The sequence below is a fragment of the Sphingopyxis indica genome (assembly GCF_900188185.1).
GTDB lineage: Bacteria > Pseudomonadota > Alphaproteobacteria > Sphingomonadales > Sphingomonadaceae > Sphingopyxis > Sphingopyxis indica.
The window spans coordinates 1-17,287 of record NZ_FZPA01000017.1; the positions used below are offsets into that span (position 1 = coordinate 1).

Genomic DNA, 17,287 nt, shown 5'->3' on the forward strand with positions numbered 1-17,287 from the left:
TTCCTTTGGTTCGTTGCAAAACCGCTGAATCAACGACTTGGGCGCGCGTCAAGCTAACCCGCTGACACCACTCAACTTAATTTCGGATCAGGCTCTTACCGTCTTGGGCGCCGACGAAAGGCAACCGATCAGGTCGAGTATTCGCTCGACAACCGATGTGCTGGATGCATCGTTCATCTTGTCGCTCCTCTCACAGAGTGAGGCTCTAGGCCTCAATTGCCGCCGGTCAAGCTTGGCAGGGTGCCAAACGATAGCGCACAGACACAAACATAGATTGAAGACGCCGTTTTCGAACCGTGCCGGATTCGCTGACTGCTCAGATTGGACGGGCGGTGAATTGCTCGATGGTGGCCAGGAGACGAGATCGGCAAAAGATACAAGGGCGTTTCGATGCGCACGTTTGGGAGAATTTAAGGCAATGCCACTCGAAAGTTCAATAATATCTTCCCTGGGTGATGAACTCTACGGCGCACTGATCAAGGGCCGAACGGTTTCCAATCTGCGGGATCGCCATCCGGAGATAGATATTGTCGACGCCTATCGCGTCCAGGAACGAATGGTCGCGCGCCGTCTGGAAGCTGGCGAAAAGATCATCGGCAAAAAGATCGGCGTTACTTCCAAAGTGGTGCAGGAAATGATCGGGGTGTTCGAGCCTGATTTCGGACAATTGACCGATCGAATGCTGGTTCCCGATTGCGCTACGGTAGATCACAAATCACTCATCCAACCCAAGGCAGAAGGCGAAATTGCGTTCATCCTGCAACATGATCTCAACGGGCCTGGCGTGACCGCCGCCGATGTACTGGAGGCGACCGAATATGTCACTGCCTGTTTCGAGATCGTCGATAGCCGCATTCAAGACTGGGATATCAGAATTCAGGATACAGTCGCGGATAACGCCTCGTGCGGAATATTCGCGATAGGGACCGAGCGGGTCGATCCCCGTGAGATCGATCTGGCAAAAGTGGCCATGACAATCGAGTGTAATGGAGTCGAGGTTGCGAGCGGGATCGGCGCCGCTGTTCAGGGTTCCCCTCTTAACTCTGTCGCCTGGCTGGCCAATACGCTTGGCGAGCTTGGAATGCCGTTCAGGGCGGGCGAAATAATCCTTTCCGGAGCACTTGGTCCGATGATCGACATATCCAGCGGTGACACGCTGCAACTTAACCTCAGCGACGGGCTTGGGTCCTGTCGCATGATTTTTTCTTAGCCAATCGCGTGCTTCGGCAAGGATAGCAGCGAGGTGACAGACCTCGGCGCACTCTAGTGACAAAGTAAGGATGCTCGGATGGACAAAATTAAATGCGCAATAATCGGGCCGGGGAATATCGGCACCGATCTGCTTTACAAACTGCTTCGTTCCGAAGTTCTCGAACCCGTTTGGATGGTGGGTATTGAGGCCGGATCCGAAGGTCTGGCCCGCGCGAAGGAACTGGGCCTCAAGACCACTGCTGAAGGGGTTGACGGGCTGGTGCCTCACGCGATCGAGGATGGAGTGAGCATCGCGTTTGATGCGACTTCGGCCTATGTCCACGCCGAAAACAGCCGCAAGCTGAACGAGCTGGGCATTCTTATGATCGACCTGACGCCCGCCGCCCTTGGCCCGCTTTGCGTTCCCCCGGTGAATCTCAAGGATCTGGCAGGCCGTAAGGCAATGAACGTCAACATGGTCACATGCGCGGGTCAGGCCACGATTCCGATGGTCGCCGCCATCAGCAATGTTCAAAGCGTGGATTACGCCGAGATAATCGCAACGGTCGCGTCGAAGTCGATCGGAGTGGGTACTCGGAAGAATATCGACGAGTTCACGCGCACCACTTCTGCGGCAGTCGCGAAAGTGGGAGGTGCAGCGCAAGGCAAGGCTATCGTGGTCGTCAATCCGGCCGAGCCTCCGCTGATGATGCGTGACACCGTCTATTGCGAAACAGTCGACGAGCCGGATCAGGAAGCGATCACCGCATCCGTGCACGAGATGATTTCTGCTGTGCAACAATATGTCCCCGGCTACCAATTGAAGAACGGGCCAATTTTCGAGGGGCGCAAAGTCTCGATCTTTCTGGAAGTGCAGGGACTTGGCGATTTTCTCCCCAAATATGCAGGAAATCTGGACATCATGACTGCCGCTGCAGCGCGCACGGCCGAAATGTTTGCACAAGACATCCTTGATGGCCGACTTGAACTCTCACCATTGAAGGAGAACGCATGATGACACTCGAAGAACAGGTTAGGGGTAAAAAGCTCAAGCTGCATGATATGTGTCTGCGCGACGGCATGCATTCCATGCGGCATCAGATCACGCTGGATCAGATGGTCGATATCGCTTCCGGGCTTGATGACGCAGGGGTGCCGTTGATCCAGGTCACTCACGGTGACGGGTTGGGAGGATCATCCCTGAATTACGGTCGCGGACTCCATTCGGATAGCGAATATATCTCGGCAGTGGCCAAGGTAGTGAAAAAGGCGACTATCTCGGTACTCCATGTTCCGGGCATTGGCACTCTGGATGAGTTGCGGATGGCCGCCGATTGCGGGGCAGGATGTGTTCATGTCGCCTCGCATTGCACCGAAGCCGACGTTACCGAACAGCACATTGGCCTGGGACGGGAACTTGGGCTTGATACAGTCGGCTTTCTCATGATGGCGCATATGACGCCGCCCGAGCACCTGGTTGAGCAGGCGCTGTTGATGGAAGGGTATGGAGCAACAACAATCTACTGTGTTGATTCGGCAGGTTACATGCTGCCTGATGAAGTTACCGATCGCATCACCATCCTTCGCACAGCTTTGCAGGACGAAACCGAGATCGGATTTCACGCTCATCACAATCTCGGGATGGGAGTCGCCAATTCGCTGGCTGCTGTAGCCGCGGGCGCGGACCGCATCGACGGTTCGGCTGCCGGATTGGGTGCTGGCGCTGGCAATACACCCCTCGAACTGATGGCTGCCGTCGGAGAGCGATTGGGCATCGAAACCGGGGTGGATCTGTTTAAGCTGATGGACGTAGCAGAGGATCGGGTTTTGCCGATCATGCCTCAGCCGCCCCGTGCGGACAGGGATTCCATAACGCTCGGTTTTGCAGGGGTCTACTCAACCTTCCTGTATCAGGCCAAAGAAGCCGAACGTAAGTACGGCTTGTCTGCACGTGATATCTTGATGGAATTGGCTCGCAAGAAAATGATCGGGGGTCAGGAGGACATGATCGAAGACACCGCGCTCTCGATGGCCAAGGAACGCGATCTGGTTTGACGGCGATTCAAGCACTTCAAAACAGAACGAAGTTACGAAAGGCGTTGCTGTCGCTCCTTGTCGGGAGGCCAAATTGGACGAGAAGTCCTCGGACCCACGCGACAGGGAGCGGACAACCTCATCACCGCAGGCTTTGCTAAGAACTCTGCCTGGGGTCGTATCCTGCCGACCATTTGGCAAAGGCTCCGACCCGCCAAAATCGCGAACTCCCTGATTATCGGCGCTATATCGACTGTCACCTCATTGAAACCAAGTCTCGTTTTCTCTCCCGAAAGGGCAGACCGGCCATAGCGAAGCAATCCACACTATCTTGCGCTGCCGATCCTGACATTGCGGAATTGTCAAGGCCGTGGGGTGTTCCGATCAGCTGCGGTGCCAGAAACGACACCTGCTTCTCTACATCGTTCCGAGCCACTTTTCCCGCACGGTGGCAGCCGCCAAGAGGCCGTCAGCAACAGCGGCAAGAGTACTTTCGGGCAACCTACGCCGCCAGGCCTATGCAACAGATTCGGCCCAGTTGCGGGCAAGCAGAAGGGCCTTCACACAATCAAAGGAACGTATTGATGTTCTTTGCTTGCAAGACAGTTTCCTGCAAGATGACCTTCCTGCGCGCCAGTTGGAGCAGACCTTCTGAGTTCCGCCTGATTGTATCGACGCGTCTGGCTTTTAGTTCCATTTCATCGTCTTCAGTCCGATGACGATGGTTGAGGATCACAGAATGGACCGTCCACTCGTTAGAATCTTCAGTAGGTAAGACCTCGATATTGCCGATCAGGTGAAAATGCCTGGTGGGTGGATCTTCGGCCCATGCCGACGGCTGCTTGGCGCGTGCCACGCGGATCTTGAGATATTCGAGGCCGTCGTCGAAATAGGCCATTCGTTCGGAACTGAACTTCGCCTCATCCTTTCGATAGCGGGCCTGCACTCCTGGTACCCAATAATGGATATCGTCCGTCAGCAATTCTAGCCATTCATCATATTGCTCGTTATCGAGCAAACGGGCTTCTCGATACAGAAACTGCTGTATCTCCAAAAGTAACTCGGCTGACACAGAGCAGTGATCGCGCCGGGTGGTTTGTTCGAGAGTCTTCACATTTACCTCTGAATATTTCTAACGGACAGGAACGTCGGCCCAGGTTTCTGCACCCATCAGATCTGCCCAGCGCTGGTAGAAGGCCCGTTGGTTCGCTTCATTGATCTGGCTTTGATAAACATTGCCGCGCAGTTCCTCGTGTTCGATTTTCGAATCGAGGCCCATCCCGAAGTGAAGCTGTTGCTGCCGGGTCACCACGCCTACATTGACCGCCGTGCAATTCTCGAAGTTCTCGCCGTCATCCATTTCGAACACACCCGCCGGAGAAAAGGTTAACATTACCCCGCGGCGATATTCTTCCTTGAGTTCTTCCGGGGCATTTGCGTTCAGGAACACCCAGGTGTGAAGTTCCGTGCTCCTTGGACCCTTGGGGTTCCATGTCCGAAAAGTGTTGTGACCTGCCAGGAAGGAAAGATTGGGAAAGACGTTAGCGGAGCTTAGAGCGCCTACCATCCTGCTGCGAACCTTCCCCAGACGTTCGGCAAATTTCGCCTCCTGCTCACGCAGATAGTCGATAATCGGCGGTGAATTGAGCGTTGCCGCGTTCCCAATGAAATCCAGTCCAAACTCCCAGCCGTGGCCGTTCGCATTGGCATGATAAGAACGGTCAGGTCGCATGGTCGGCTGTTTTCCGAACATTGCGATCAAGGCTGAGCTATGCGTCCAGGGAGCGTGATACGAGTCGCCCACGAAGTTCTCTGCCGGGAATTTCCAATTGCATTTGAGCCGAGATTTGATGTTGCCATCGATAAACTCGATACCACCTTCGTCATTGTCGAGGATCACATCTAGATACCAGCGAAATTCGCCTAGATATTCCTCAAGCGACGGGGCCTCCGGGTCGAAGCAGGCGAAATGCATCCCCTTATAGCTTTCGACACGCGCCTTGTGCAGGCCAAGCTTGGACTTATCGAGGTTCGATTTTCCACTATAGGACTGCGGGCGACTGACATTCTTCAAGCTACCGTCGAGACCGTAGGACCAGCCATGAAAATTGCATGTGAACCGCCGGGAGTTGCCCGCCTCTGCAAAGCACACGCGATTACCTCGATGCGTACAGGAGTTGAGAAAGGTGTGGATCTTGCCGTCTTCGCCACGCGACACGATGACCGCATCTTCACCGATTGTCGTCGTTAGAAAATCGCCAACATTGGGCAATTGCGTGTCATGCGCGACAAAAATCCAGCATCGCGCAAAAATCCGTTCAAGCTCCAGGTTGTAGATAGATTCGTCCCAGAAGATCCGGCGGTCAATATTTCCCGCTTCGGCGTCGACGAGTTCCTCGATGCCCGCAGCCAATTTTGCATTACTATCCGGCTTCAAGAGCGATTCAGTCATGTCATTCTCCAGCTATTCGAACCCGACCCGTTCAGGCGGGCAGTATCTCCGCAAAGCCGAGGCCGGTAACGCCGCCATCCCAGGCTTCGTAAGCGAGCACTTCGCCTCGGCCCGCCGGCAGAGCACCCATCACTGCAAGAAAATGACGAATCTCCATTCCACCGTTGCCGCCTTCGCGCATTATTTCCTCGTCTGTCATTGAAAGGAGAGGGGTCGCATCGCCGGAAACGATGCAGTCGAGGACCTTCCGATCAAACTCGGAATTGATGCGCCCCATTTCTCCGGTGCCCACCCAGTGGCTGATCCCTCCGCTGCCGATCAACACTACGGATTCGTCTACGGGCATTTTCGCAATGGCATCGCCAATCATTCGTCCGAAATCATATGCCCTTTGGAGACGAACATACGGCGCTACGCCACTCGCCATATAAACGGGAACCGTCTTGACCGACCCGTCGGCCGGAAGGGCAAGCTGGGCGGGCACCCCGATTGCATGATCCACCCCCAAGTCGCGCGCCACAGACACGTCGAAGCCGCTTTGATGGGCATGGCCGACCAAATACTCTGCGAAACCCGGATCGCTGGCGATCGGTGAATCTCCAACACCGGGCAACCGGTCAATGGGACCATGAAGCTCGCCTGTCGGGATAAGAAACTGTGGCAGACAGCGAGGGCCGAAGAGAATATAATGGTCCGCGCCGAAGATGATCGCCTTCGTCGCGCCGGACTTGCTTACTTTGTCGCGAATTTCCGAATAAGCGCCAATCAGGTGGTCGCGCTCTTTCTTCTTTGGGTTCACAAACAACAATGGATCATGCGGCATGATGAAGCCGCCGACTATTTCGGCCATCTTGAAACTCTCCTAAAGATAGACGGGTAAGCGCTTCGCTGCCGCCGGCCTCTCACTTCATTCGCTTACCGTCTCGAGCTGTGACGTCAGCGTCGGAACGCGGGACAGATAATCCGGCATCGATTGCGGTCCGTTTACGCTTGTCCAGAAGCCCATCAGAAGCATCGGGTTAATGCCGTACTCGAAGAGTCCCTCGGCATTCATGGACAAGACCATGTCGCGTTCTAGCTCGCTGAGGGCGTACTTCTCTGCGAAAGCTGTGGCATCCTCGCGAAACGCTGCGCGGGAATTCCGTTTGGTACTCACGTCGTAAAACAGTTGCTCGACGGCTCCAAAACTCATCTGTCACGTCCCTTCCGGCACCTCAGATATCGTTCAATCGGATCTTCGGGTCGAAAAGTCAATACGCAAGAGTATGGTTTTGCCTTCGAGGTCGCTGAGCCGGCCCAATCAGACCGTTTGCTGCTACATGGCAATCACGACTTTACCTACCGTTCCGCGAGAGCGCAGCGACTCCATTGCTGAAACGAGTTCATCCATTTGATACACATCCCGAATTAGGGGGCGAATTTCGCCTCTGGCACATTGATTAACCAGCTTCTGCTGTATGGTGCGAATCGCTTCCGGCGAGCGGTCGAAGCTCCAGTATACACCGTGCACACTGGCGGACTTAACCAGCATGTAGTTCGCCTTGAGCGCCTGAACCGTCCCACCGGCAAAGCCGCATACTAACAGCCTGCCCTCCCATGCCAGAAGACGCAGACTCTGTTCCGAAGTTTCGCCGCCGACCGGATCCATGACGATATCGACCCCATCTGGTGCCAGAGCTCTTACTCGCTCGGACCAGTCAGATTGACGATAATCGATCACATGATCAGCCCCATTCTCTTTAGCGATTCGCCGCTTGTCTTCGTCGCCTGCCGTGGCAACGATGCGAGCTCCCGCTGCTTTTGCAAGCTGAGTGGCAGCGATGCCCAATCCGCCTGCCGCCGCATGGATTAGGACCGTATCTCCCTTCTTGAGATTACCCTTTTCGAAAAGGGCGACATGGGCAGTGGTGTAGGAAACCGGAAGCGCGGCGGCCACCGAGGCTGGTAAGTCTCCTATCGCCATCAGACGGTCAGAAGCGACGCCACAATATTGTGCAAAGGCACCACTGCGGACCTGACATGCGACCTTGTCACCGGGAGAGAATCGAGAACCCGGGATTGCCTCGACGACCGTTCCCGCCAACTCGTTGCCTGGCACAAACGGCGGTTTTATCCGATCCTGATATTTTCCTGCAATCGCGATTTCGTCCGCAAAATTCAGACCTGCAGCGTCAATCTTGACCAGAGTGTCCGCCCGATTCTCTTGCCCTTCCCCCAGCTTCGGCATGGCAGTTTGTCCTAAGACCATCTCCTCCGGATTGCCATATTTCCTGACGATCCAAGCCTTCATGGTTTCCAACTCAAACTCCCGTGTCCGCAAATTACCATTCGCATAGGTATGGAGATTGCGGCAAGACTGCAATTGGGGCATAAAAGCAATGGCTCGCATGAATTTCCGAGCCTTTTCCCCTCTGGCCTAAAAACCGGCCGCACTGAGTGGTCCGCACCGATTGTTTCTACAAGTCTGCTTCTGGCACCAATACGGTCCGCTGGTGGAACGTGGCGGAACGGGATGGCAGCCGTGGCGGTGTCACGCCTTCCCTGGAACAAGGCCGATAGTGAAACGAGCTGTGAGACCCGGCGGTGCTGTATCAAGGTCAAGCAGTAGTCATTCGCTTATACAGGTATCATTCGCCGGATCTGTCCGATGCGCCATCGTCGAAGCGAGAGACTGAGATGATTACCTTGCACCTCCCAGAAGGAGCAGATTGTATAGCGTGAGTTCTGACGCCGCGCGCTGCAACCGGGGGATTCCTTTGCATGCTCTTTCGGAAGCTGCGCCTGATCCATTTTGAGGCTGGCATTCCCCTTGCGCTAGCGATATTGGCTCGGCTCGCCGACACCGATCCCGCGGCACAGATCCGCGATCGTTCCGCCCTGCACCCGAACAATCTCCACTACTCGCAGCTTAGCGATGTTTTCTTTCAGATGGTGCTTCCTCACCATTCCGTCACTCTCTTAACCAATTCAAAAATAGAAATCGGGCCAATTAGAAGAGTGCAGATCAGCTAACATGCCGGTAGTCGCAGTAGATCAGCGTCACTTTAATTTCGTGGATGTTCTGGTTCATCTCGGTCCTTGGAGCTTGTTTGCTCGGCTTCTCTTAGGTCTAATGATGCTGCTGCTAGACCTATCTGGCCCAACGCTCGCTGTTTCATTGCGATAACAGGACAGAGACTGAAAGGCGATTCCTGAGTTCCGACCGGAATATTTTCGAACGAACATCCTGCAAGACAGCAATAAACCCTAATAAGCCAGGCGCATAGCTAGGTGACACGGTTTGCGACGGGGCTACAAAACGATGGTAGCCGGTCCCCTCTTGCCGAGACGATCGATCGTCTCGGCGTTATTCATCCTATAACCTCGCTTGCCGGGCCGTAGCCTGCATCCTCCGGGATGGTCAGGATATTCTTGCCATCTCGCTGCAAGACCCACGGCAGGACAGGCACGATCGTGCGCGCCTGCGCGCGATCTACGCAGTCCGTAGCACTGTTCGCCTTGGACAACAGTTCCAGGTTCAGTCGGGTCGGGAAAATGACCGTGCGCTCGCCCGATTGCCCCATCTCCAGAGCACGATTTGGTGACAGCCATTCGGCATCTACCGTCTCATAGCCATCGCACGCGGCAATTTGGCGTTCCGGGGCTCGAGCGACGTAGAACCAGGTGTCGAACCGCTTCTTCATGAAGACCGGGGTAATCCACCGGGCAAAATCGGTGAGGCTATCGAGCCGCAAGATCACATCGGACTCCCGGACGACATCGAGGAACGATCTTTCCCCCTGTTCGACTGCCCGGCGGCTGTCCGGGTCACAGGCCCCTTCGAAAGGGCTGCCATCGCGGTTGACCGCCAGCAAAATGCCAGCCTCCTCGTAAGCTTCGCGGATCGCAGCGATCTTTAAAATTCTCTGGGTCGTATCGACCTGATCCCGCCCGTCGCAGTAAGCGGCCCATTCCTCCAGAGAATCATCGGAGTGGGGTTTCCCGCCGGGGAAGACCAGTGCGCCAGATGCGAAGTCTATCTGATGATGTCGCTTCACCATGAGAACCTGAAACTCCGGTTCATCCCGCACCAGCAGCATGGTGGCGGCAGGCACCGCCTCGGCTGGTTTCTGTTCGGTCATTTCCACTCTTCTCCCTTGATGTAGCCAATATCGGTGCCGGGCGGCCGTGATCTAAGCGTTCAACGCGTATGGTCTTATCAGTTCCATCTAGGAATGAGTGCTATTCCCGCGAAAGCCAGAACAATGCCTGCCAGTAACAACGATTGGTCGGCCAGCAATGCGGCAGAGACGATCAATGCGGCGACCACCGGACCCTTGACGGGGGTGCTGCGGTCCTCTTCCCGCGTCAGATGGTTCAGGCTGGCTGGGTCGATGGACACCTGAATCGTACCTGATCGAGCGACCGAGGCAACGTTCTCGATTAGCTCGGGCAGCGATGCCGAGAAATCAAGCAGCCCACTGCGGACCTTGGCCAAATGATCCCGCGCGGCTCCGATCGAAAATCGCTCGGCAAACAATTGCATCACGATCGGCTTCGTTTCTTCGGCGATATTGTAGTCCGGCGCCAAAGAGCGAACGAAGCCTTCTGCGGTCAGCAGGGTGCGCAGCAAAATAGCGAGGTCGGGCGGCAATACGAGGCGATACTCGCGCAACAATCCGAAAACCCGATCGAAGATTGCCGAGAATTCAATCCCCGCAAGAGCTGTGCCGCGAAATTCCTCGATCAGCTCATCCAGATCCATCGCCAATTGCGCGCGGTCCACGAGTGGATTGCCTGCCCAGTCAAGCAGCAGATCGGCCACCTTGTCTATCTGATCGTTCGCGATAGCAAAAATCAGGCGGACGATTTCCTGACGCCGCGCGCCGCTGAGAAAGCCGACCGAGCCGAAATCGATGAAGCCTACCTGGTTCCCTTCCATCCAGAAGACGTTGCCGGGATGCGGGTCGCCATGAAACTCTCCGTTGAGAAGGATCATCCGTAGCACCGCATCGGCATAGCGCTTCGCGAACCGGGCATTATCTCCCTGACCAGTTGCCGGGGGCCGCGACGCAGGCTTTCCGACCAGGGCTTCCTGCACATTGATCGTCATGCCTGTAAGTTGCCAGTGGATCGCGGGGGTCTTCACCCCAAGCATCTCCAGATAACCGCCAATCCGTTCACAAGCGCGTGCTTCTGCCGCCAGGTCCATCTCCCGCGCTAAATTCTTGGCGAATGTCTGGAGGAACTGCACGGGTCGATAGCGGGCAATGTCGCTTGACCGACGCTCGGCGAGGCCCGCGAGCCGTGTCAACAGCCTCATGTCCGCCTCGATCCTGGGCGCCATGCCGGGTCGGCGGACTTTCACGATAGTCTCGCTTCCGTCCAGCAGGGTTGCGACATAAGTCTGCGCGATAGAGGCTGAGGCGATCGGGTTTCTCTCGAAAGCGGCGAATTCACATTCCCAGTCGCTGCCCCAAGCCGATACAATCACCGGTTCGATCTTATCGAACGGCAGCGGTTCCACCTGGTCGTGGAGAGTGCCGAACGCGGAAATCCAGGGTTGTGTAAACAGATCGCTTCTGGTCGCCAGGAGCTGGCCAAGCTTTATTCCGACAGGGCCGACATCGCGCAACAGCGCCACCACCGATGCAGGACGCAAGTCCTCGGTATCTGGCTCCTTCTCCGAAACCGGCATAACGCCAAATAAGCTTCCGAGATTTTTCAGACCGTGCCGGGCGAAAATCTGACCGAGTTCTGCTAGCCGCGTCAGTTCACCGACACTGTTTTCCAGATCATGCTTCATCGGCTTTCTTCGCAAGTGTCAGCCTGCTTCTGATTCTCCGCAACTTTTCGAAGCATCGTACGCAGGAGGTCGATTTCAGGCGCAGACATTTCCTTCCAGAGAATTTCGTGGAGTCGATCAGCCGCTTCGCGCAGTTCTGGCCAGATGGTTCTTACTTGCTCGGTGAGGTGGAGGTTCCAAACTCTTCGATCGTGCGCCGCCCGCTCTCGCTCGATCAAACCTTTTTCAACCAAAACTGCGACAGCCTGTCCTATCGTCGCCGATTCAAGCTCAAGCAGGCGAGAAATCTCGGTCTGTGTTAGCGTAGGTTCCCTCAACAAGGACGCGATGATCCGCCATTGTGTTTGATTGAGGTCGAGCCCCACGATCAGAGCGTCGAACGTCCGCCGAGCGGTCCTGTTCACCTCTTCTAGCAAATATAGAATGTCATCCTTTTCGTTGGGGGCGTAATCACGTATCTCATCTTTCGACATATGCTTATCCATCGCGCTATCTTGGAAGGCTCGCGCAAGCCTGGCGTGTTCAAGCTCAGCGTCGACCATATTCGCTAGCAGTGCCGCCATGCAAACACTCGCTGATTTCACGCTACAGCAGAAATTGAATCCGAGGGTCGCTCGAGCTGATAAGGTACCGAACGGCGCTGGGTAAGTGCGAGGGCTCCGGCCACCTCGCCTGCCACGACTGCCGGGATCTTATGATCGCATGCGCTCGGCGTCCCTCATCTGAGCATAAGTCCCCCCTGAAGGGCAACGTGGGGTGCGAATGCGGGGCGCGGGCTCGATTTCGAGTGATTATGGCTCGCTGCCCAGATTGTCATGCATCTTGGCCAGCGATCCGCGTAAGCGTTCCAGTTCCCCAAAACGGATCCCCCCGAGCAAGCGAGCATGCACCGCATCAGCTTCTACTCGCATCTTGGGAAGTAGCTCGATCGCGGCAGGGCGTAAATGAACCCGCCAAACGCGCCTGTCGTTCTTCGCGCTGCGTCTTTCTACCAGCTCAAGTTCTTCCAGGCGATCAATAGTCCGGCCGATGCTAGCGCGCTCTAGTTCCAGTTCCCGAGCCAGCTCTGTCTGGGTCATGCCTGGGCTCCGAAAGAGATAAGCCAATGCACGCCATTGCGTCCGCGTGAGCCCGAATTGTTCAACCGAAGAATCGACGGTCCTGCGCAAACGCCGGGTCACTTCCTCCATAAGAAAGAACAGCCGATCGGTATCGGTGAGGAAACTTGCCCCCTTTGTATCCGGGTCATAGTCCGTCGTGGCCGCCATCCTGGGCAACCTACCATAACCGATCAGGAAATAAAGCCGTTTACTGTAAACCGATTTACAATATAGAGGTTGCGGTATGCAGTCGCAAACTTTCCATATCGGGGGAGATGGTGGCATCTCCATAGCAGCCGAAGCGACCGGAAATGCCGATGCTTTACCGGTCTTGCTCGCGCATGGGGGCGGCCAGACCCGTCACGCATGGAAACGTGTCACAGCCGATCTCGCCAATGCGGGATTCCGTGCGATCGCAATTGATATGCGCGGTCACGGCGACAGCGAATGGTCTGCCGAGGGCGCTTACGAAACGCGCGACTTCGCTTCAGATCTCGTTGCGATTGCTTCAAAAATAGACCGCAAGCCAGCGCTCGTCGGGGCCTCCCTTGGCGGGCTGGCCGGACTGATCGCCGAAGGACACCTTGCGCCGGGCCGCTTCGCGTCGCTCACTCTCGTCGACATCGCGCCGCGTATGGAAACGGGGGGCGTTATGCGCGTAGTCGGCTTTATGGAGGAGCACGTGGAGACCGGTTTCTCTTCACCCGACGAAGCGGCAGAGGTCATCGCGCGTTACATGCCACATCGCCGCAAGCGCGGAGCCGGCAAGGGTTTACGGCGCTATCTGCGAGAGAAGGAAGACGGCCGCTACTACTGGCATTGGGATCCGGCCTTTATCCGCAACATTACGCTAGCCAAGCGAAGCGATCCGGCTCATCAGGAACGCCAATTTGATGCGCTGAACGATGCAGCCAGCAGGCTTTCGCTGCCATTGCATATTATTCGCGGCGGATCGAGCGATCTGGTCTCCGAAGACGCGGTCGCGCAATTGCTCGAACTTGCTCCACACGCTGAATACACCGACATCGCAGAGGCAACACATATGGTGGTTGGCGATGCCAACGATGCCTTTTCGGCAGTGATACTCGATTTTCTCAAGCGTAATCACAGTGCGCAGGGAGCCGTTACATGACCGATAATCCGACAAGGATCGATCCTAAGCGCCTCGAAGAGATCCTGCAGATTGCCCCGTTTCACCGGTGGCTTGGCCTCACTTTACGGTCATGTTCGAGCGAGCAGCTTGAACTGGAGATGCCTTGGCGCGACGAGATCGTGTCAAACCCGGCAATCGGTTCAGCGCATGGCGGCGTGCTCGCCTCTCTGATCGATTTAACCGGGCTCTACACCTTATTGTCGCAAGGTACAGGGGCCAAGGCGACCGCCGATCTGAGGGTCGACTACCACCGCCCGGCAACCTCGGGACCACTCGTAGCATCGGGCAAAATAATCAAGATCGGTAAAACTATCTCGGTCGCTGAAACACGTGTATACGGTCCTACTGGCAACCTTTTGGCTAGCGGCCGCGGTGCCTACGTATGCTAGCAGCGTTATCCTAATGGAACTAACTGCAGGGCGAAAATTAGCAGGTCTGTTCCTCGAAGACCTGCAAAATAGTCCCACGACTTTCAGAGCGATTTGCGTCACGATAGCCGCCTTCCAATGAGTGACGTGACCCCCTGATTTTCCCCCAGCTGGGATTAGAGCCGAGCCGCGTTGTTGCGTATGAGCGAGGTTGAAGCAATGGGCTGCGCAGCGGAGCCCGTAGGGCGTGGCGAAGCAGGCCATTGCTTATCTAGTTCGGCGGCGAACGCCGCCGGTGTCGCGTAGCCAAGGGATGAGGGCGGTCTCTCTCGGTTGTAGTCTTCCACCCATACGGCGATCTCGACGCGGGCATGGGCCAGGCTGATGAACAGGGTCTCGTTCAGCAGTTCGTCGCGCATGCGGCCGTTGAAGCTCTCCACGTAGCCGTTCTGCATCGGTCTGCCCGGAGCGATGTAATGCCACTCCACGCCAATCTCCTCGCACCATGCCAGCACGGCATTGCTGGTGAGCTCCGTGCCGTTGTCGCTGACGATCATGCCGGGCTTCCCACGCCGTTCGATCAGCGCGGTCAGCTCGCGAACGACGCGGCGACCAGAGATCGACGTGTCCGGCACCGCTGCCAGGCACTCCCTGGTCACGTCAACGACCACGTTGAGCACGCGGAACCGTCTTCCTGACGCCATCTGATCGTGCACGAAGTCGAGGCTCCAGCGCTGGTTCGGCAGGGCAAGCACCGGAGCAGGCGCTCTGGTCCCGACAGCCCGCCGACGACTGCGCCGTCGGCTGACAGCCAGCCCTTCCTCCTGATAGAGCCGCTGGGTCTTCTTGCGATTGATCATCACGCCCTCCCGGCGTAGCAGGATATGCAGGCGGCGATAACCGAACCGCCGACGCTGGTTGGCCAGCTCGCGCAGCTTCTCACGGAGCTGGGCATCATCGTCCTGCGTGGAACGGTAACGCACGCTCTTGCGATCGGCATCTATGACTCGGCACGCCCGCCGTTCGCTCATCCCGTGACAGGTCTGGAGATGAGCCACAGCTTCCCGCTTCGCGGCGGGCGTCAGAACCCTTTTGCCAGGAGATCCTTCAGCGCTGCCTGGTCGAGCATCGAATCGGCCAGCAACCGCTTGAGCTTCGCGTTCTCGCTCTCGAGCGCTCGCAGGCGTCGAGCCTCGGACACCTCCAGCCCGCCGATAATCTGGTCTTCTGAAAACCTCGTTCTCTTCATCTCGTCCGTCCTTCCATCAGGGCCGGACGCTAATCGAGAATGGAGGAAAATCAGGGGTCACGTCAGCGCTCCGCGCCGCGCTTTAACTCGTCATTAGTATTTGACCGTCCCATCCTCGCCTTCTGTCCTCAAAACTAGGGAAGAAAGCGTCCACAAATCTAGGGCTATTGGTCACGTAGGATGAGTCGGTCGCCGAGTTCCTTCACGATCCGACATCGTTTTTGACCTTTCCAAGGCTCGTAATAAGGGTATGCCGAATATCTTTCTTCGAGATTTTGCCGGTGGCAGTGTGCGGCAACTTATCAACGACAACCAGGTGGTCAGGTACGTGCCATTTGGAAGTCTTGCCTTCGTATTGGGCCCTCATGTCATCGTAGCTGAAAGTCGCGCCAGGCTTCAGGACCACCACCAGGGCCGGGCGTTCGTCCCAGCGGCTATCCGGCACAGCGACGATGGCAGCCTCTTTGATCGCGGGATGATCTTGAGCGATGTTTTCGAGCTCGATGGATGATATCCACTCACCCCCAGACTTTATCAAATCCTTGTTGCGATCCACAATCTGTATGAAGCTATCTTTGTCAATGGTCACGACATCGCCGGTATCGAACCAGCCTGGGTGCTGCTCGTGAGTATCTGCGTCCTCGGCGTTGAAATATTGCGCGGCTACCCACGGACCGCGAACGAGCAAGGAGCCGATGCTTTTGCCATCGTGTGTTACCTCATGTCCGTCTTTGTCGGCAACGCGAAATTCCATCCCGAACTGTGGACGCCCTTGCTTGCATTGCAACGCCAAACGATCCGCCTCCGGTAAGGCGAGTTGATGGGGCTTTAGCGCTGCGGAAAGGCCCAAAGGGCTGGTCTCTGTCATTCCCCAGGCTTGGCGCACCTCAACGCCTTTGGACTGGAAACGTTTGATCATGTTGGCTGGTACAGCCGATCCGCCGATTACCACACGCTTTAGAGAGCCAAAACGTCTCCTTCAGCTCACAAAACGTGCCCATCATGCCTGTCGAGGGATCGATCATGATCGAGGGCATTCTTGTCGATCATGCAGCGGCAGAGAAAATGCTAAAATGTACGCGGCAGCATCGCCCGTTAGAAGCTGGGGGGCTGGTACTAGGGCTGCGCAAGGGTCTTTACCTTCATGTGACTGAGATCACCCGACCATTGCCATGGGATCGACAAAGTTCGACGCGCTTCCAGCGCTCACCTAAGGGACACAGAATAGCTGCACTAAGGCGGTGGCGTAAATCCGGCGGAAAGATGGACTGGATTGGCGAATGGCACAGCCATCCCGAATTTTCTCTTTCGCCTTCATCCATCGATATACGCAATTGGTATGACATCGTTAGACAGCGCAAAGCAGAGATGATTTTCCCTATCTGCGACGGTCGAGAAACCGCCTTCTACCTTCAGTGTTGGGGTGATCGGGGCAAGGTCTTGCTCCGGCAAGTCGAGAAAGATGCGCTTGGCACTTTTTACCGCACCCCGGCTGCTATCAAGCGTCAGCTGCGCGAAACAGGGAACGAGGCTTATGGGCCAACCGTCGAGTTGCCTTAACCTAACAGGCGAGCGCAACCACACTTTGCCCTGCTTCTGCGAACATCCGATTCGTGCACGAGCATTGGTAGGGCAACCCGCGAGCCGCAATTGAAACCAAACGATCACAACAACCCGAGATCCTGAGCCTAACAGTAGTAACTCCCGCACAAACGGAAGTGCGCAACGACGAAAGATGAATCTCTTTCCTAAGGTTTAGAGCTGGCAACAGAATCTGGGATGAAACGGCAGCATTCCGTGTCGGGCTTGCCAATAGAAGCCAGTCCGCTACCGGCCCTATTCTGTTGAAAAGCTCTGCTTGCAGTAAGGCTAAGTCGCTGATTCAGTGTGCCCCCCGTTAGCGCCTATGGCACAGATTTGAGGTTGTGAAGTAAGGAGGATTTGGGCTTCGTCGT

18 protein-coding genes and 1 pseudogene are annotated in these 17,287 nt (G+C 56.2%); 7 read left to right on the forward strand and 12 right to left on the reverse strand.

Translation table 11 applies throughout. The features are described 5' to 3' along the window. The first annotated feature begins 418 nt into the window (after window positions 1–418). The 3 genes from CHB69_RS17210 to dmpG all read left to right on the forward strand — a co-directional run bounded on the left by CHB69_RS17210 (window position 419) and on the right by dmpG (window position 3,246). Window positions 419–1,210, forward strand: a complete 792-nt coding sequence (locus CHB69_RS17210) for a fumarylacetoacetate hydrolase family protein (RefSeq protein ID WP_067186977.1) — start codon at window positions 419–421, stop codon at window positions 1,208–1,210. Between the two features lie 78 nt (window positions 1,211–1,288). Next, window positions 1,289–2,206: an acetaldehyde dehydrogenase (acetylating) gene (locus CHB69_RS17215; RefSeq protein ID WP_067182363.1), complete on the forward strand. Its 918-nt coding sequence runs from the start codon at window positions 1,289–1,291 to the stop codon at window positions 2,204–2,206. Then, a complete protein-coding gene (dmpG, locus tag CHB69_RS17220) occupies window positions 2,206–3,246 on the forward strand; it encodes a 4-hydroxy-2-oxovalerate aldolase (RefSeq protein WP_067186976.1) in 1,041 nt (346 codons plus the stop codon). Before CHB69_RS17215 ends, dmpG begins: the two co-directional genes overlap by 1 nt. Window positions 3,247–3,793: 547 nt before the next feature. Here the strand turns inward: dmpG and CHB69_RS17225 are convergent. The 5 genes from CHB69_RS17225 to CHB69_RS17245 form a co-directional block, all read right to left on the reverse strand. Continuing rightward, a complete protein-coding gene (locus CHB69_RS17225) occupies window positions 3,794–4,339 on the reverse strand; it encodes a 3-phenylpropionate/cinnamic acid dioxygenase subunit beta (RefSeq protein WP_082737145.1) in 546 nt (181 codons plus the stop codon). A gap of 18 nt (window positions 4,340–4,357) precedes the next feature. Beyond that, on the reverse strand, window positions 4,358–5,677 hold the full coding sequence (locus tag CHB69_RS17230) for an aromatic ring-hydroxylating dioxygenase subunit alpha (RefSeq protein WP_067182357.1): 1,320 nt from the start codon (window positions 5,675–5,677) through the stop codon (window positions 4,358–4,360). Between the two features lie 31 nt (window positions 5,678–5,708). Then, the gene (locus CHB69_RS17235; protein ID WP_067182354.1) at window positions 5,709–6,527 is read right to left on the reverse strand and encodes a DODA-type extradiol aromatic ring-opening family dioxygenase; all 819 of its coding nucleotides are present in this window, start codon (window positions 6,525–6,527) and stop codon (window positions 5,709–5,711) included. 57 nt (window positions 6,528–6,584) lie between these two features. Continuing rightward, on the reverse strand, window positions 6,585–6,869 hold the full coding sequence (locus CHB69_RS17240; protein WP_067182352.1) for a hypothetical protein: 285 nt from the start codon (window positions 6,867–6,869) through the stop codon (window positions 6,585–6,587). 123 nt (window positions 6,870–6,992) lie between these two features. Then, window positions 6,993–8,066, reverse strand: coding sequence for an NADPH:quinone oxidoreductase family protein (locus CHB69_RS17245; RefSeq protein WP_067182350.1), 1,074 nt, complete (start codon window positions 8,064–8,066; stop codon window positions 6,993–6,995). 371 nt (window positions 8,067–8,437) lie between these two features. Here CHB69_RS17245 and CHB69_RS17250 point away from each other — a divergent pair, with 371 nt between their 5' ends. Further along, complete coding sequence (locus CHB69_RS17250) at window positions 8,438–8,689, forward strand: hypothetical protein (protein ID WP_067182347.1); 252 nt, start codon at window positions 8,438–8,440, stop codon at window positions 8,687–8,689. A gap of 338 nt (window positions 8,690–9,027) precedes the next feature. Here the strand turns inward: CHB69_RS17250 and CHB69_RS17255 are convergent, their stop codons facing one another. The 4 genes from CHB69_RS17255 to CHB69_RS17270 form a co-directional block, all read right to left on the reverse strand. Further along, window positions 9,028–9,798: an NUDIX hydrolase gene (locus CHB69_RS17255; RefSeq protein WP_067182344.1), complete on the reverse strand. Its 771-nt coding sequence runs from the start codon at window positions 9,796–9,798 to the stop codon at window positions 9,028–9,030. 77 nt (window positions 9,799–9,875) lie between these two features. Continuing rightward, window positions 9,876–11,462 carry an ABC1 kinase family protein gene (locus CHB69_RS17260; RefSeq protein ID WP_067182342.1) on the reverse strand — a complete coding sequence of 529 codons (1,587 nt, stop codon included), beginning with the start codon at window positions 11,460–11,462 and terminating at the stop codon, window positions 9,876–9,878. Then, window positions 11,459–12,025 (reverse strand): MarR family winged helix-turn-helix transcriptional regulator, encoded by a 567-nt coding sequence (locus tag CHB69_RS17265; protein ID WP_067182339.1) that lies wholly within the window; start codon window positions 12,023–12,025, stop codon window positions 11,459–11,461. The genes CHB69_RS17260 and CHB69_RS17265 overlap by 4 nt, the downstream gene beginning before the upstream one ends. A gap of 228 nt (window positions 12,026–12,253) precedes the next feature. Beyond that, window positions 12,254–12,730, reverse strand: coding sequence for a MarR family winged helix-turn-helix transcriptional regulator (locus CHB69_RS17270; RefSeq protein ID WP_067182336.1), 477 nt, complete (start codon window positions 12,728–12,730; stop codon window positions 12,254–12,256). 76 nt (window positions 12,731–12,806) lie between these two features. On the opposite strand from CHB69_RS17270, the gene CHB69_RS17275 reads away from it, so the two are divergent. Both CHB69_RS17275 and CHB69_RS17280 read left to right on the forward strand, forming a co-directional pair. Further along, window positions 12,807–13,694 carry an alpha/beta fold hydrolase gene (locus CHB69_RS17275; protein ID WP_067182333.1) on the forward strand — a complete coding sequence of 296 codons (888 nt, stop codon included), beginning with the start codon at window positions 12,807–12,809 and terminating at the stop codon, window positions 13,692–13,694. Beyond that, window positions 13,691–14,104: a hotdog fold thioesterase gene (locus tag CHB69_RS17280; protein WP_082737144.1), complete on the forward strand. Its 414-nt coding sequence runs from the start codon at window positions 13,691–13,693 to the stop codon at window positions 14,102–14,104. The genes CHB69_RS17275 and CHB69_RS17280 overlap by 4 nt, the downstream gene beginning before the upstream one ends. 155 nt (window positions 14,105–14,259) lie before the next feature. On the opposite strand, the gene CHB69_RS17285 is transcribed toward CHB69_RS17280, so the two are convergent. The 3 genes and pseudogenes from CHB69_RS17285 to CHB69_RS20695 form a co-directional block, all read right to left on the reverse strand. Continuing rightward, window positions 14,260–15,332, reverse strand: a protein-coding gene (locus CHB69_RS17285; RefSeq protein WP_089217183.1) for an IS3 family transposase whose coding sequence is annotated in 2 segments (ribosomal slippage) — window positions 14,260–15,173 and window positions 15,173–15,332 — 1,074 coding nt in all. Because the reading frame shifts where the segments join, the coding sequence is not laid out codon by codon here. Between the two features lie 202 nt (window positions 15,333–15,534). After that, complete coding sequence (locus CHB69_RS20690) at window positions 15,535–15,921, reverse strand: AMP-binding enzyme (RefSeq protein ID WP_342746787.1); 387 nt, start codon at window positions 15,919–15,921, stop codon at window positions 15,535–15,537. A 72-nt stretch (window positions 15,922–15,993) separates the two neighbouring features. Beyond that, a pseudogene (locus CHB69_RS20695) lies at window positions 15,994–16,293 on the reverse strand (AMP-binding protein); the annotation flags it as partial. Between the two features lie 62 nt (window positions 16,294–16,355). On the opposite strand from CHB69_RS20695, the gene CHB69_RS17295 reads away from it, so the two are divergent. Beyond that, window positions 16,356–16,892, forward strand: a complete 537-nt coding sequence (locus tag CHB69_RS17295; RefSeq protein WP_082737143.1) for a Mov34/MPN/PAD-1 family protein — start codon at window positions 16,356–16,358, stop codon at window positions 16,890–16,892. Window positions 16,893–17,287: the final 395 nt, after the last annotated feature.

Coding starts and splice junctions, on each gene's coding strand:
- CHB69_RS17210 (WP_067186977.1), top strand. CDS start 419: ATGCCACTCGAAAGTTCAATAATATCTTCCCTGGGTGATGAACTCTAC.
- CHB69_RS17215 (WP_067182363.1), top strand. CDS start 1,289: ATGGACAAAATTAAATGCGCAATAATCGGGCCGGGGAATATCGGCACC.
- dmpG (WP_067186976.1), top strand. CDS start 2,206: ATGACACTCGAAGAACAGGTTAGGGGTAAAAAGCTCAAGCTGCATGAT.
- CHB69_RS17230 (WP_067182357.1), bottom strand. CDS start 5,677: ATGACTGAATCGCTCTTGAAGCCGGATAGTAATGCAAAATTGGCTGCG.
- CHB69_RS17235 (WP_067182354.1), bottom strand. CDS start 6,527: ATGGCCGAAATAGTCGGCGGCTTCATCATGCCGCATGATCCATTGTTG.
- CHB69_RS17240 (WP_067182352.1), bottom strand. CDS start 6,869: ATGAGTTTTGGAGCCGTCGAGCAACTGTTTTACGACGTGAGTACCAAA.
- CHB69_RS17245 (WP_067182350.1), bottom strand. CDS start 8,066: ATGCGAGCCATTGCTTTTATGCCCCAATTGCAGTCTTGCCGCAATCTC.
- CHB69_RS17250 (WP_067182347.1), top strand. CDS start 8,438: ATGCTCTTTCGGAAGCTGCGCCTGATCCATTTTGAGGCTGGCATTCCC.
- CHB69_RS17255 (WP_067182344.1), bottom strand. CDS start 9,798: ATGACCGAACAGAAACCAGCCGAGGCGGTGCCTGCCGCCACCATGCTG.
- CHB69_RS17260 (WP_067182342.1), bottom strand. CDS start 11,462: ATGAAGCATGATCTGGAAAACAGTGTCGGTGAACTGACGCGGCTAGCA.
- CHB69_RS17265 (WP_067182339.1), bottom strand. CDS start 12,025: ATGGCGGCACTGCTAGCGAATATGGTCGACGCTGAGCTTGAACACGCC.
- CHB69_RS17270 (WP_067182336.1), bottom strand. CDS start 12,730: ATGGCGGCCACGACGGACTATGACCCGGATACAAAGGGGGCAAGTTTC.
- CHB69_RS17275 (WP_067182333.1), top strand. CDS start 12,807: ATGCAGTCGCAAACTTTCCATATCGGGGGAGATGGTGGCATCTCCATA.
- CHB69_RS17280 (WP_082737144.1), top strand. CDS start 13,691: ATGACCGATAATCCGACAAGGATCGATCCTAAGCGCCTCGAAGAGATC.
- CHB69_RS17295 (WP_082737143.1), top strand. CDS start 16,356: ATGATCGAGGGCATTCTTGTCGATCATGCAGCGGCAGAGAAAATGCTA.